We start from the raw sequence: 12,477 nt of genomic DNA, 5'->3' as shown, positions 1-12,477 counted from the left end.
TGATGTTTAGTCATATGCGGCCCAGTGAGGCACGCGGTGTCCGGAGGGGTGAGCGGGCTCGTCGAGCCCGGCAGAGAGGCGATGATGACCGCAGCGATCGTGGCTCGGGAAGTCGTGAAGAGGTACTCGTCGGTGACGGCGCTCGACGGCTTCGACCTCGAGGTCGCCGAGGGAACGGTGATGGGCCTGCTCGGCCCGAACGGAGCGGGCAAGACGACAGCGGTCAGGATCTTCGCCACCCTCATCGAGCCGGACAGCGGCCACGTCGAGGTCGCGGGGATCGACGTGCGGGCCAAGCCGCGCGCGGTGCGCGAGGTTATCGGCCTGTCCGGTCAGTACGCCGCGGTCGACGAACTGCTGACGGGGTACGAGAACCTGGAGCTGATCGGCCGCCTGCACCACCTCGGCAAGAAGGGCGCGAAGGCGCGCGCCGAGGAGCTGCTGGAGCAGTTCGGCCTCACCGAGGACGGGGGCAGGCGGCTGAAGGAGTACTCCGGCGGCATGCGCCGGCGCATCGACCTCGCGGGCGCCCTGGTGCGCCGGCCGAAGGTCCTCATCCTCGACGAACCGACGACAGGGCTCGACATCCGCGCCAGGGAGGCCACCTGGGACGCCATCGGGGAGCTGGTCGCGTCGGGCAGCACGTTGCTGCTCACGACCCAGTACCTGGAGGAGGCGGACCGGCTCGCGAACCGCATCGCCGTGCTCGACCACGGCAGGCTGATCGCGAACGGCACCTCGGACGAGCTCAAGGACCAGGTGGGCGGTCACCGGCTGGAGGTCGCGCTGAGCGACGCCGCCGACCTCGACCACGCTCGCACCGTGCTGGCGCCGATCGGGCTCGGCGAACCCGTGGCGGACCGGGAGGAACGCCGTCTCGTCGTGCCGATCGCGGCCGCCGGCGGCGTGCTCGTGGAAGGCGTGCGCAGGCTCGACATGGCGGGCATCGAGGTCGTCGACGCGTCGGTGCGCAGGCCCACGCTGGACGACGTGTTCCTCGCCCTCACCGGGCACAAGGTGGACCAGCCCGAGCAGAACGGTCAGGGCGTCAAGGCCGAGGAAGAGAAGAACGAGGAGCCCGTTCGATGAGTGCGGTGGGACTCGCCGTCGGTGACGGCGTGGTGCTGGCGAAGCGGAACCTCACCAGGACGCTGCGCGTGCCCGACCTGATGATGTCGTCGCTGATCATGCCGATCATGTCGACGCTGTTGTTCGCCTACATCTTCGGCAGCGCCATCCAGGTGCCCGGGGTGTCGTACACGGAGTTCCTGCTCGTCGGCGTGTTCGTGCAGACGGTGGTGTTCAACTCGGTGATCACCGGCTCGGGGCTGGCCGAGGACATCCAGAAGGGCATCGTCGACCGGTTCCGGTCGCTGCCGATCTCGCCCTACTCCGTCCTCATCGGACGGACGATCAGCGACCTCGCCAACAACGTGCTGTCGATCGTCGTGATGGTCGCGACCGGCCTGCTCGTCGGCTGGCGGGTCGACAGCTCGGTGGGGGAGGCCGCGGCGGGGTTCCTGCTCCTGCTGGCGTTCGCGTACGCGCTGTCGTGGGTGCTCGCCGTGGTCGGGCTCTCGGTGCGGGCCCCCGAGGTCGTGACGAACGCCAGCTTCATGATCATCATGCCGTTGTGCTTCATCGCCAACACCTACGTGAGCCCCGAGGGCTTCCCGTCGGTGCTGCGGGTGATCGCCGAGTGGAACCCCGTGTCGGCGGTGACGCAGGCGGTGCGCGAGCTGTTCGGCAACACCAACCCGGACTTCCCGCCGGGAGCCGCGTGGCCGTTGCAGAACTCGATCCTCGCGTCGGTCCTCTGGATCGTCGTGATGCTGGTGGTGTTCGTGCCGTTCGCGACCAGCCGATACCGCAAGGCCGTTGCCAGGTAGGGAATCCAGCCCTCCGCGCGCACCGGACCGGCTGCGCGCGGAGGGCTTTCCTCGTCAGAACTTCAGGCCGAGCTGGTTCGCCACGGTCAGGAAGTCGTAGTACAGCGTGCCCTTGCTGATCTTCCCGTCGCGGAACTCGTAGAGCTCGCAGCTCAGGCCGCGGATCCGGTTGCCCGTCGGCGGGTGCTCCCCTCCGCCGGGCAACGGGAACGGCGCGGTGTGGGTGCCCTCGTTCACGACCTCGGCGACCGCGAAGTCGCCCTTGATCACGAGCGACTGGATCGTGGTCCTCGCGTCCGGCAGGGGAATCCGGTTCGCCGCCTGCCGCTGCTTCCAGCCGGCCCGGCCGCGCACGACCTCGCCGGACGGCACGTCGATGCCCTCGTAGTCCTCGGTGAGCAGCGCGCTCGCCGCGTCGAGGTCGTTCTCGTTGAACCTGTCGTACAACGCGCGCAGCGTCTCTTCGTTGCGGAGTTCGTTCGTCACGCCGGTGTCTCCGTCCCGGCCCGCGAGCAGGCCGTGTGCGAAATCGCCGAGTTTTCGGCCGAATGATTCGATGTCGCTCATCTCTCCCCGTTTCCAGGCAGGCTCACGACCCGTTCTACGGCCCTCGCCGCGCGCTTTCTTCTTACGGCGTGCGCAATGTCCTTCGCGTGAGTTCTGCGTTATGGCAAGCCAGAAAAAGCCTGGTCCGGGCTCCGGACCTGACACTGGAACTCGCAGCGGATCGAGTGCGAGGAGAAGTACATGGGCGTCGCAGCGCGTGTTTCCCGAAAAGTGTCGGTGTCTCTGGTGGCGGTCGTGCTGGTCGCCGGCTGCACCACGAAGTCCGAGCAGCCGAACTCGCCGCCGGGCAGTACCGTGCCGTTGCCCCAGCCGACCGCGGTCGTGCCGCCGGCGGGCACCCCGGCGCCGGTGCCGCCACCCGCCACGCAGGCGTCGTTCGCCGCGGCCGTGCCGTTCAAGGCCGGTGACGCGGCGGCGGACATCCTCGCCGCGGACCTCAACGGCGACGGCGCACTGGACCTGGCGACGCCCAACTACAACTCCAACGACGTGGCCGTGATCATCGCCGACGGCAACGGCGGGTACGCCGCGCCGCTGATCCTCCCCGCGGGCCGCACCCCCAACGGTCTCGCCGCCGGTGACTTCGACTCCGACGGCAAGCAGGACCTGGTGGCGGCGAACCTCGGCTCCGACGACGTCTCGCTCTACCTGGGCGACGGCACCGGCAAGTTCGGCGCGCCCACGACGTTCCCCGCCGGCGACGGCCCGGCCCGCGTCGTGGCGCGGGACCTCAACGGCGACGGTTTCCTCGACCTCGTCACCCCGAACCTCAACGGCGACGACGTGACCGTGCTGCTCGGCGACGGCAAGGGCGCGTTCGCCCCGCCCGCGCACCACCCGGCGGGCGACGGCGCGCTGCGACTGTCCGTTGTGGACCTGAACGGCGACGGGAAGCTCGACCTCGCGGTGTCGAACTACAACTCCGGCGACATCACCGTGCTGTTCGGCGACGGCGGTGGCCGGTTCGGCCCGCCCACGGCGTACCGCGCCGGTGACACCTCGGCCGGAGCCGCGATCGCGGACTTCAACAACGACGGCGCGCTCGACGTCGTCAGCGCGTTGTACGAGGTCGACCAGATCGCCGTGCTGTTCGGCGACGGCAAGGGCGGCTTCGGCGGACCGGTCGTGCTCGGCTCCGGTGAGCACCCGTCCGACACCGGCGTCGGCGACTTCAACGGCGACGGGTTCGTGGACATCGTCGCGCCGAACTTCGACTCCGACGACGTCAGCCTGCTGCACGGCGACGGCAAGGGCGGCTTCTCCGCCCCGGTCAGCATCAAGGTGGGCGCCGGCGCGCCCGCGATCGTGGTCACCGACTTCAACGGTGACGGCAAGGCCGACTTCGCCACCGCGGACTCCCTCGCGGACACGGTGTCGGTCCTCCTCAACACCACCGGCGGCTGACGCCGGCCCCCAGGGCTCTCTCGTCCCCCCGAGCCCGGGGCCTGGCCGCGGCCGCCGCACCAGAAGGGATTCCCAGCCGAGGTGTCGACACCCTCGGCTGGGAATCCCTGTTTCCGTTGCCACGACTGCCGAAGACGGACGTGGTCGCCGTCCGCGCAGGGCCCTTCCCGCAACCGGCGAGAAGTTCCTGATCATCCGCTTGGCGAGAGTGGATCTCCGGAACTGCGGGAAGGAGCGGGCGATGACGAGCCGGCACGAACGGTTGTACGTGGCGCACACCACGGCGAACCTGGTGTCCGTTGTGGACACCGAGACCCAGGAGACGCTGAGCACGATCGAGGTCGGCGCCTCACCGTTCCGCGTCGTGGCGAGCCAGGACGGCACCCGCGCGTACGTGACGAGCATGGGCGCCGGCCGGCTGACCGTGCTCGACACGGCGACGGACGCCGTGGTCGCCACCGTGCAGGTCGGCGAACGCCCGCTGGGGGTGAGCGCGCTGCCCGACGGCTCGCGGGTGTACGTCGCGAACCAGGGTTCCGGCACCGTGTCGGTGATCAACACCGCCACACACGCCGTGGTGGCGACCATCGCCGTGCAGGACGAGCCGAACGGCCTGACCGTCGCGCGCGACGGGTCGCGGGTGTACGTCGCGAACGACGGGTCCGACTCGGTCTCGGTGATCTGCCCGGCCACGGACACCGTCGTCGCGACGATTCCCGTGGTGGACACGCCGTACACGCTCGCCACGACGCCGGACGGCACGCGCGGGTACGTGGCCGGGTTCGACGCCGGCACCGTCGCGGTGCTCGACCTCGTCGCGCACGAGCAGTGCGGGCTGATCCGGCTGGGCAGCGGGCCGTCCGGGGTCGTGATCAGTCCGGACGGGACGCGGGCGTACGTGTCGCAGTTCGCCGCCAACGCCGTGGCCGTGCTGGAGCTCCCGGCCGAGCGGGTGCTCACCGTGATCCCGGTCGGGCGGGGGCCGCTGGGGGCGGCGATCAGCCCGGACGGCGCGCGGCTGTACGTGCCGAGCTTCAACGAGGGCACGGTGTCGGTGATCGACGCGGCCTCGGGGGCCGTGACCGGTGTGCTGCCGGTGAGCAGGCCGATGTCGGTGGCCGTGGTGGCGCCTCCGAGTTCCGGGTGAGTTCCGAGTCGTTCGTGGCGACAAAGCGGGGCCCCTTCTGAATTCTGCCCATTGTGGAAAAGGCGCGCTGGTATCCGCGCAATCTGGGAGAAGGGGTGTGCTTTCTTGGGTCGGTAACGTCCGGCTGACTCGTCGCTTCCCGGATGGAGCTGACAAACCCATGACCACTCACGCCGGGGCGTGGCCGGCCGCTGGTTCGCTCAACGAGCGCTGGCACCGTCTCGCTCTCAACCTGTTCACATTCGTGGTGATCGCGCACTGGGCCGAGCACCTCGCGCAGGCGTTCCAGATCTTCGTGCTCGGCTGGCCCCGTCCGCAGGCAGGAGGTGTGCTCGGCCTCTGGTTCCCGTGGCTGGTCTCCTCCGAATGGATGCACTACGGCTATGCGATCGTGATGCTCGTCGGTTTCTTCGCGTTGGCGCGCGGATTCACCGGACGGGCGAAGAAATGGTGGAAGATCGCGCTCTGGATCCAGTTCTGGCACCACTTCGAGCACCTGCTGTTGCTCATCCAGGCGGTGACCGGGCGCAATCTGCTCGGCTATCCGCAGCCGATGAGCATTCTGCAGCTGGTGCTGCCGCGGGTGGAGCTGCACCTGTTCTACAACGCGATCGTGTTCGTGCCGATGGTGGTGGCCGTGTACTTCCACCTGAGGCCGTCGCGGGAGGACCGGGCCGCCATGCGCTGCACCTGCGCCGGCGCCTGACGTGCACGACCACGGCACGTCGGTGCCCGTGCTCGCCGGGCCGATGGTGCTCTTCCTGCTCCTGTACCTCTCGGTCCCGGTGGTGGCGGGCTACGCGCTGATGCGGGTCACCTCGCCACCACCGCGCCGGGCGGACGCGCTGCTCGTGACGGGCGCGTCCGTCACGGCGTTCGTGCTCGCGATGATGCTCGTCCCCGCGTTCCGGTTGCCGCAGCAGCTGACGGTGCTGCTGCTCGCGGGCGCGATCGTGCCGTTCGTGCTCTGGTGGAAGGGAATCCACCTCCTCGAACGGGTGATCGCGGTCGCGCCGTGGCTGCTGGCGGCGGCGACCGGCACCGCGCTGGCGCGTTTCCCCGTCGACACGGCCGGTGCTCTGACCGCCGCGCTGGCCGCCGTGTCGTGGCTGACCTTCTGCGTTCCCCGATCACGACCTGGCCGTGTACTCCTGCGCGCGGCCGCGGGAACGCTGGCGCTGACGCTGGCCGCGATCGTCGGAAGGGTCGCCGCGGCCGGTGGCTGGCTGTAGTCGCCGACCGGCAATTTGATCCACCACACGAGTGGATCACCATCGGCCGCCGATTTTCTCCATGATCACGCTGCTAGCTTCGGGCGGAATTTCCGAATTGTCACGCACGTCGCGTTCGATGCTCTAAGGGGACATCGTGCTTATTCCAACCGAGCCGATCGGCAGCATTCCGAGGCCTGCCGAGCTGGTCGGGGCACAATCCGCGTTCGCGTCCGGCCAGATCGGCCGAGACGAGCTGGACGCGGTGGCCGAACGGGCGCTGGCGGACACCATCCGCCGGTTCGAGGCCACCGGTTCGCCGATCGTCACCGACGGCGAGCAGACCAAGTCGAGTTTCGCCACCTATCCGCTCGACGGTGCCACGGCACTCGGTTCCGGCGGCGCGGTGATCCCGTTCGCCGACGGTCATTCCCGCCAGCTGCCGGTGCTGACCGAAGGCCCGTTCCGCTACGCGTCGTTCGCCGAAACGTATTTCCACGCCGCCAGGAAACACGCGAGCCTCCCGGTCAAACAGGCCGTGATCGCACCGTCCGCGCTGAGCCTGCTCTACCCGGCGGACGGCATCGCCGGATATCCGCGCGAGCAGTTCCTCGCCGACCTCGCCGACCAGAGCGAGGCCGACATCCGCCGCTGCCTCGCCGCGGGCGCCGACTCGGTGCAGCTCGACTTCACCGAGGGAAGGCTGTCGCTGAAGCTCGACCCGAGCCGAGGCCTGCTGGGCAGCTTCGTGGACCTCAACAACCAGGTCCTCGACCGCTTCACCGCCGAGGAACGCGCCCGCATCGGCATCCACACCTGCCCCGGCGGCGACCAGGACTCCACCCACAGCGCGGACGTCGACTACGCCGAACTCCTGCCGGACCTCTTCGCCCTGCACGCGGGCCGCTTCTACCTCCAGCTCGCGAGCGAACCGGACCGCCGCCGCGTCCTGGAGATCGTCCGCGACCACGCCCCGGCCGACGCGCAGGTGTTCGTGGGCGTGATCGACCCGATCGACCCGCGCGTCGAGACGGCGGAGGAGGTGCGCGACCGCGTGCTGGAGGCGGCCGAGTACATCCCGGTCGAGCGCCTCGGCACCTGTGACGACTGCGGGTTCTCGCCGTTCGCCGACGACGTGTCGACCTCGCGCGAGACGGCGTTCGCGAAGATCGCGGCCCGCGTCGAGGGCACCGCGCTGGCGAGCGCCGCGCTCGGGGGCTGAGCGTCAGGAACGTACAAGACCCCCGCGGGGTGGCGGCACTGCGGTTCGGTGCCGCCGCGCTCGTTCTCGTTGCGCTGCTGCGGTTTCGGCCCGGCGGCGGGTTCTCGTGGCGGGACGCGCGCCGGGCTGGTGGGGCCGGGCTGATCGGGGTGTTCGGCTACAAGGTGCTGTTCTTCTGGGCGGTGTCGCTGGCCCCCGCGATCGACGGGAGTGTGATCGTGCCGGTGCTCGGTCCCGTGCTGACGACCGTGTTCTTCCTGTTGTCCGGCAGGGAAAGCGCCACGCCGAGACGGGTTGCCGAGCTAGCGCTGGGGGCCGGCGAGTCGTTGACGGAGCTGCAACTCGTCGGGGCGGTCGTCACGGTGGTGGGCGCGGTGCCGGCGGTCAGCAGTTCGCGCGCAGCAGCACGCCGGTAGTGCCCGGCATGTTGACGGACGTGACGGGCTTGCCGTCGTGGTCCTGGTAGGTGCGCTGCAGGTCGACCCTGGTCGGCGGTGTGTCAGTCGGCTTCGCGTTGACCAGTGCCACGCCGCAGGTGAAGTCGCGGCGGAACAGCCGGTCGCCGATCGCCCGGTACGCGCCGGCCGGGTGGCCGAGGTTCCAGTCGTACTCCGGGTGCCACGGCGTGGGGTCGGCGTAGCCGTCGGTCTTGGCGACCTCGGCCATCGCCGCGTTGCCGGCGGTGGTCATGTAGAGGCTGGCCAGCGCGTAGCGGAACGCCCTGGTGTCGCCCGCGTCGAAGTGCGGCTGCACCCAGGTCATCTTGCCGCTCGTCTCGTTCGCGGCGATCTCGGCGACCTGGCTGCGCCAGCCCTGCGGGTAGTCCTCCAGCAGGCGGTCGCTCGAGAACGTCAGCCACCACTCGTCGAACCCGCCGTCGAGGTAGGCGCCGTACGCGTTCCAGCCGCCGTCGTGCAGGCGGGCGTCGGTGAGGTTGCCGACCGACCGCAGGCCCGCGGCGGCGAAGCCGGCCTTCACCTCGGCGAGCATGCCCTTGTAGGCCTCCTGGAACTTCGCGTTGTCCGGGTACTTCGGCGGGCACACGCCGGGGTGGTGCGCGTCGCACGTGTACAGCGCGTTGTCCAGGAACACCCCGTCGAACCCGGTGGCCTTCGACGAGCTCACGACGGCCGCCGTCCACGCCTTGCGGTAGCCGGGGTCGCCGACGTCCATCTGCCAGTGGTCCTGGTAGCCCGCGTACTCGAGCCTCTTGCCGTCCGGTCCCTTGAGGAACCAGGCAGGGTCGGCCGTGCAGTAGCCCAGTCCGGCCGGCAGCTGCGCGTCGTCCTTGCCGTTCTTGCACGCGTACGACCGCGTCGACGACAGGTCCTTGTAGACGTACACCTGCACGGACGGGTTGGCGGCTTTGAGCTTCTTGAGGATGTCGCCCTCCCACGCGTTCAGCACGACGTGGGCGCGGCGCTTGGCCTCGGTGGCGATCGCGGCGTCGGACACCGGGGTGCTGTTGAGGTGCAGCCAGAACGACTGCGTGCGGGCGACCGGTGCGGTCGTCCTGGGGGCGGTGGCCTCGACCGGTCCGGCCACGAGACCGGAGAACAGCAACGCCACCGAGAGAATCCTGCCTGAGTGCTCAAGCATCGTTCCTCCTGGTTCTGGAGACGTCCTGCTGGACTACCCCGTTCCAGAACGCGGCAGTGCCGGTGAATCGGTAAACCACCTGTTGCGGTCAGCGGCCGTCGCGAAAGGACACCGTGAGTGCACCTGCCCCGGCCTATTTGACTGATTGTTCGGTAACATGGGGGGATGGCACGACCTCCCTCCATCGACGAAGCCGACCTGCTCATCGCGCTGACCGCGGTGTTCCGCGAGAAGGGCTTCGACGGGACCGCGATCGGCGACCTCTCGACCGCGTCCGGGCTGCAGCGGGCGAGCCTCTACCACCGGTATCCCGGCGGCAAGGAGGAGATGGCGGAGACCGTGCTGGCCAAGATCGGCGAGACGTTCGGCTGGATCCTCGCGCCGCTGAAGGACGACGAGGACGTCGCGCGGGGCATGGCCGAGACCGCCCGCCGGATCGGTGACTTCTACGGCGCCGGGGCGCTGTCGTGCGTGCTGGACACCATGACGCTCGGCGGGACCCCGCAGAAGATCCGCGACCAGGCCCGCTCGCTCGCGCAGGCGTGGATCGACGCGATGGCCGAGGCCGCGCAACGGGCGGGGCGGCAGCCGGCGGACGCGGAGCGGGCGGCCAGGGAGGTCTTCCTGCGGATCGAGGGCGCGCTGGTGCTCGGGCGGGTGATGGGGGACCACACCGCGTTCGCCGAGAGCATCGAGCAGCTGCCGAAGCTGCTGATGCCCTGACGGCGCGGGCCGGGACTCAGAGGTCCAGCACCAGCCGTCCGCACCGCGAGCGCGACACGCAGATCATCATCGTGTCCACCGGCGCGGAGTGGTCGAGGTAGTCGTCGCGGTGGTCGGGCACGCCCTCGACCACCCGCGTCTCGCACGTCCCGCAGAACCCCTGCGTGCACGAGTAGTCGGCCTCGACGCCGGCCTCCAGCAGGGCGTCCAGCACCGAGACGCCCTCCTCGACCCGTACGTCCACTCCGGACACCGCGCAGTGGACCTCGAAAGCGTCCCCGTCCCGTGGCGTGTCCGCGACGAACCGCTCGACGTGCAGCGCACCGGGTTCCCAGGCGCGGCAGGCGTCCTCGACGGCCTCGACCATCGGCGCGGGGCCGCAGCAGTAGACGGCGGTGCCGGCTTCCGGGGTGCCCAGGACCTCGGCGACCGGGATGCGGCCGCCGGTGTCGCCCGGCACGAGGTGGACGCGGTCGCCCAGGGCTTCGAGGTCGTCGGTGAACGCCATCGTGGAACGGCTCCTGCCGCCGTACCAGAGGGTCCACGGGATGCTTGACCGCTCGGCCTCGGCGATCATCGGCAGGATCGGCGTGATGCCCACCCCGCCCGCGACGAACACGTACCGCTCGGCGGCGACCAGGTCGAAGAGGTTTCGCGGCTCGCTGACGGTGAGAGTGGTGCCTTCGAGTGCCTCGGAGTGGATCCACGACGAACCGCCGCGGGACGACGGTTCGAGCAGCACCGCGATCCGCCACTCCTGGTCGGCCGGGTCGCCGCAGAGCGAGTACTGCCGCGTCAGCCCGTTCGGCAGCGTCACGTCGACGTGCGCTCCGGGGCGCCACGGCGGCAGGTCGTCCGCGGACTTGAGCGTCAGGGCGACGACACCCGTCGCGACGGTGGTCCTGGCGGTGATTGTGACGTTCATGCTCGGTCCTCAGCGGTGGCTCGACAATTACCGAACGAACGGTAAAGACATACCCGCTGGTGGGCGAGGTGGGGTTGGTCACCTTGAAGTTTACCGATCGTTCGGTAATGCTGGATGGCGTCAGCTTCCGACCCGCAAGGAGAACGATCATGACCAGCAAGACCGCCGTCGTGGTGCTGTCCGACCCGTCGACCGGCTCCGAGGAGGCGCTCGGCCGCGTCGTCAACGCCCTCGCCACCGCGTGGGAGTTCGGGCAGGGCGGCGAGGCCCTCGTGGTGTTCCAGGGCACCGGCACCCGCTGGCCCGCGGTGCTCGCCGACACCGAGCACCCCGCCCACGAGCTGTACGCCGCCGTGCGCAAGCAGGTCGCCACGGTCGCGTCGGCCGGCTGCGCCACCGTCTTCGGTGCGACCGACGGTGTCGAGGGGGAGGACGTCAAGCAGCTCAGCCAGAACCAGGCGCCCGGCATCCCGGCCGGCGCGAGCATCCGCGAGCTGGTGGCGTCCGGCTACCAGGTCCTGACCTTCTAGCCGCCGTGACGGACCTCGTCGACCGGCTCGCCTTCCACCCCGGCGAGCTCGCGGCGCAACGGGTGGCCGGAACCGCCGAGCTGGCGGCGCGGGTCCACCCGATCATCTCGGACGCCATCCCGCGCGGGGCGTTCGACTTCCTGACGCGCCAGCAGATGCTGGTGCTGGGTGCCAGGGACGAGCGCGACCGGCCGTGGGCGACCACCCTGGTCGGGCCGGAGGGCTTCCTGACGGCACTCGACGCGCACACGTTGCGCGCCGGGGCGACCGTCGTGCCCACGGACCCGCTGGCGGACGTCCTGCGGCACGAGACCGACGTGGGCACGCTCGCCATCGACCTGGTGATGCGCAAGAGGTTGCGGATCAACGGCCGGTGGCGGCCCGTCGACGGCGGTGGGGAGGTGGACGTGCACCAGGCGTTCGGCAACTGCCCCAAGTACATCCAGGCCCGTGTCATGACCGAGGAGCCGCCGGAGTTCCACCCCGTCGCGCACCGGAGTGAGGCGCTCGGCACGCGGGAGTCGCTCGTGGTGTCGACCGCCGACACCTTCTTCGTCGCGACGGGCGTGGAGTCCGGTGTGGACGTTTCGCACCGCGGCGGCAACCCCGGTTTCGTCGAGGTCGTCTCGCCCACCGAGCTGGTGTGGCCGGACTACGTGGGCAACGCGATGATGATGACGGCGGGCAACATCGGCGTGAACCCGTTGACGGGCCTGCTGTTCCCCGACTGGGAGTCCGGCGCGACGCTCCAGCTGACGGGAACGGCGGAGGTCCGCTGGGCGGCCCGCGCGCAGAACGGGCCGGGCAACGGGCACGAGACGGTCTTCCGGGTCGCCGAGGCGATCTGGACCGAGAACGCGTTCCCCGCCTCGTGGACCGACCCGGCGTACTCCCGGTTCAACTAACGCCGGTTCACCGCTTCCAGGTAGTCGTCGATCGCCTGGAGGTTCCTGGCGAGGTGGGCGAGGCGTTCGGCCATGCGTTCCCGTTCCTCGCACACCCTGTTCACGAAGTCCGGTGCGGGGTAACGGGAGTCGGCCGCCTCGGCGATGCACGGCAGCACCGCCCTGATGATCTCGGTCGTCAGGCCGGCGTCCAGCAGGCTGCGAATCTGTTCCACCCGAACGAACAGGGGCTCGTCGTAGTCGCGGTAGCCGTTCTCCAGGCGCCGCGGTGTGACGAGCCCCTGTTCTTCGTAGTAGCGCAGCAGCCGCGGGGAGACGCCGGTCCGCTCGGACAGCTCCTTGATGCGCATCACAG

The 12,477-nt window shown here is 70.0% G+C and carries 15 protein-coding genes; 11 read left to right on the top strand and 4 right to left on the bottom strand.

The genetic code is table 11. The features are described 5' to 3' along the window. The first annotated feature begins 84 nt into the window (after nucleotides 1-84). Together ACQEU1_RS07740 and ACQEU1_RS07735 are read left to right on the top strand one after the other, a co-directional pair. Nucleotides 85-1,089, top strand: coding sequence for an ATP-binding cassette domain-containing protein (locus ACQEU1_RS07740; protein WP_433211376.1), 1,005 nt, complete (start codon nucleotides 85-87; stop codon nucleotides 1,087-1,089). After that, nucleotides 1,086-1,889, top strand: a complete 804-nt coding sequence (locus ACQEU1_RS07735) for an ABC transporter permease (protein WP_382442637.1) — start codon at nucleotides 1,086-1,088, stop codon at nucleotides 1,887-1,889. Before ACQEU1_RS07740 ends, ACQEU1_RS07735 begins: the two co-directional genes overlap by 4 nt. Nucleotides 1,890-1,943: 54 nt before the next feature. On the opposite strand, the gene ACQEU1_RS07730 is transcribed toward ACQEU1_RS07735, so the two are convergent. Then, nucleotides 1,944-2,456 (bottom strand): ester cyclase, encoded by a 513-nt coding sequence (locus ACQEU1_RS07730; RefSeq protein WP_433197746.1) that lies wholly within the window; start codon nucleotides 2,454-2,456, stop codon nucleotides 1,944-1,946. 180 nt (nucleotides 2,457-2,636) lie between these two features. Between ACQEU1_RS07730 and ACQEU1_RS07725 the strand changes: the two genes are divergently transcribed. The 6 genes from ACQEU1_RS07725 (at nucleotide 2,637) to ACQEU1_RS07700 (ending at nucleotide 7,856) form a co-directional block, all read left to right on the top strand. Next, the gene (locus ACQEU1_RS07725; protein ID WP_433197744.1) at nucleotides 2,637-3,860 is read left to right on the top strand and encodes an FG-GAP repeat domain-containing protein; all 1,224 of its coding nucleotides are present in this window, start codon (nucleotides 2,637-2,639) and stop codon (nucleotides 3,858-3,860) included. Nucleotides 3,861-4,101: 241 nt separating this feature from the next. After that, a complete protein-coding gene (locus ACQEU1_RS07720; RefSeq protein WP_433197742.1) occupies nucleotides 4,102-5,007 on the top strand; it encodes a YncE family protein in 906 nt (301 codons plus the stop codon). A 160-nt stretch (nucleotides 5,008-5,167) separates the two neighbouring features. Next, a complete protein-coding gene (locus ACQEU1_RS07715; RefSeq protein WP_433197740.1) occupies nucleotides 5,168-5,713 on the top strand; it encodes a hypothetical protein in 546 nt (181 codons plus the stop codon). Between the two features lies 1 nt (nucleotide 5,714). Next, nucleotides 5,715-6,239, top strand: a complete 525-nt coding sequence (locus ACQEU1_RS07710) for a DUF6239 family natural product biosynthesis protein (RefSeq protein WP_433197738.1) — start codon at nucleotides 5,715-5,717, stop codon at nucleotides 6,237-6,239. Between the two features lie 136 nt (nucleotides 6,240-6,375). After that, nucleotides 6,376-7,440, top strand: coding sequence for a cobalamin-independent methionine synthase II family protein (locus ACQEU1_RS07705; protein WP_433197736.1), 1,065 nt, complete (start codon nucleotides 6,376-6,378; stop codon nucleotides 7,438-7,440). A 29-nt stretch (nucleotides 7,441-7,469) separates the two neighbouring features. Further along, a complete protein-coding gene (locus ACQEU1_RS07700) occupies nucleotides 7,470-7,856 on the top strand; it encodes an EamA family transporter (protein WP_433197734.1) in 387 nt (128 codons plus the stop codon). Here ACQEU1_RS07700 and ACQEU1_RS07695 read toward each other — a convergent pair. Beyond that, entirely contained in the window at nucleotides 7,825-9,039 is a 1,215-nt protein-coding gene (locus tag ACQEU1_RS07695) for a putative glycoside hydrolase (protein WP_433197732.1), read from the bottom strand. The genes ACQEU1_RS07700 and ACQEU1_RS07695 overlap by 32 nt on opposite strands. Before the next feature lie 165 nt (nucleotides 9,040-9,204). Between ACQEU1_RS07695 and ACQEU1_RS07690 the strand changes: the two genes are divergently transcribed. Further along, nucleotides 9,205-9,762: a TetR/AcrR family transcriptional regulator gene (locus tag ACQEU1_RS07690; RefSeq protein WP_433197730.1), complete on the top strand. Its 558-nt coding sequence runs from the start codon at nucleotides 9,205-9,207 to the stop codon at nucleotides 9,760-9,762. A gap of 16 nt (nucleotides 9,763-9,778) precedes the next feature. Here ACQEU1_RS07690 and ACQEU1_RS07685 read toward each other — a convergent pair whose 3' ends face one another. Then, on the bottom strand, nucleotides 9,779-10,687 hold the full coding sequence (locus ACQEU1_RS07685; protein ID WP_433197728.1) for a PDR/VanB family oxidoreductase: 909 nt from the start codon (nucleotides 10,685-10,687) through the stop codon (nucleotides 9,779-9,781). 149 nt (nucleotides 10,688-10,836) lie between these two features. Here ACQEU1_RS07685 and ACQEU1_RS07680 point away from each other — a divergent pair, with 149 nt between their 5' ends. Next, the gene (locus ACQEU1_RS07680; protein ID WP_433197726.1) at nucleotides 10,837-11,217 is read left to right on the top strand and encodes a hypothetical protein; all 381 of its coding nucleotides are present in this window, start codon (nucleotides 10,837-10,839) and stop codon (nucleotides 11,215-11,217) included. A gap of 5 nt (nucleotides 11,218-11,222) precedes the next feature. Beyond that, a complete protein-coding gene (locus tag ACQEU1_RS07675) occupies nucleotides 11,223-12,122 on the top strand; it encodes a pyridoxamine 5'-phosphate oxidase family protein (RefSeq protein ID WP_433197724.1) in 900 nt (299 codons plus the stop codon). Here the strand turns inward: ACQEU1_RS07675 and ACQEU1_RS07670 are convergent. Beyond that, entirely contained in the window at nucleotides 12,119-12,472 is a 354-nt protein-coding gene (locus tag ACQEU1_RS07670) for a MerR family transcriptional regulator (RefSeq protein WP_433197722.1), read from the bottom strand. The genes ACQEU1_RS07675 and ACQEU1_RS07670 overlap by 4 nt on opposite strands. Between the last annotated feature and the right edge of the window lie 5 nt (nucleotides 12,473-12,477).

The organism is Lentzea sp. CA-135723, assembly GCF_050936595.1.
Taxonomy (GTDB): Bacteria; Actinomycetota; Actinomycetes; order Mycobacteriales; family Pseudonocardiaceae; genus Lentzea.
This window is presented reverse-complemented; position numbering and strand designations above follow the sequence as displayed.

Coding starts and splice junctions, on each gene's coding strand:
- ACQEU1_RS07695 (WP_433197732.1), bottom strand. CDS start 9,039: ATGCTTGAGCACTCAGGCAGGATTCTCTCGGTGGCGTTGCTGTTCTCC.
- ACQEU1_RS07715 (WP_433197740.1), top strand. CDS start 5,168: ATGACCACTCACGCCGGGGCGTGGCCGGCCGCTGGTTCGCTCAACGAG.
- ACQEU1_RS07730 (WP_433197746.1), bottom strand. CDS start 2,456: ATGAGCGACATCGAATCATTCGGCCGAAAACTCGGCGATTTCGCACAC.
- ACQEU1_RS07690 (WP_433197730.1), top strand. CDS start 9,205: ATGGCACGACCTCCCTCCATCGACGAAGCCGACCTGCTCATCGCGCTG.
- ACQEU1_RS07740 (WP_433211376.1), top strand. CDS start 85: ATGACCGCAGCGATCGTGGCTCGGGAAGTCGTGAAGAGGTACTCGTCG.
- ACQEU1_RS07735 (WP_382442637.1), top strand. CDS start 1,086: ATGAGTGCGGTGGGACTCGCCGTCGGTGACGGCGTGGTGCTGGCGAAG.
- ACQEU1_RS07685 (WP_433197728.1), bottom strand. CDS start 10,687: ATGAACGTCACAATCACCGCCAGGACCACCGTCGCGACGGGTGTCGTC.
- ACQEU1_RS07725 (WP_433197744.1), top strand. CDS start 2,637: ATGGGCGTCGCAGCGCGTGTTTCCCGAAAAGTGTCGGTGTCTCTGGTG.
- ACQEU1_RS07670 (WP_433197722.1), bottom strand. CDS start 12,472: ATGCGCATCAAGGAGCTGTCCGAGCGGACCGGCGTCTCCCCGCGGCTG.
- ACQEU1_RS07720 (WP_433197742.1), top strand. CDS start 4,102: ATGACGAGCCGGCACGAACGGTTGTACGTGGCGCACACCACGGCGAAC.
- ACQEU1_RS07680 (WP_433197726.1), top strand. CDS start 10,837: ATGACCAGCAAGACCGCCGTCGTGGTGCTGTCCGACCCGTCGACCGGC.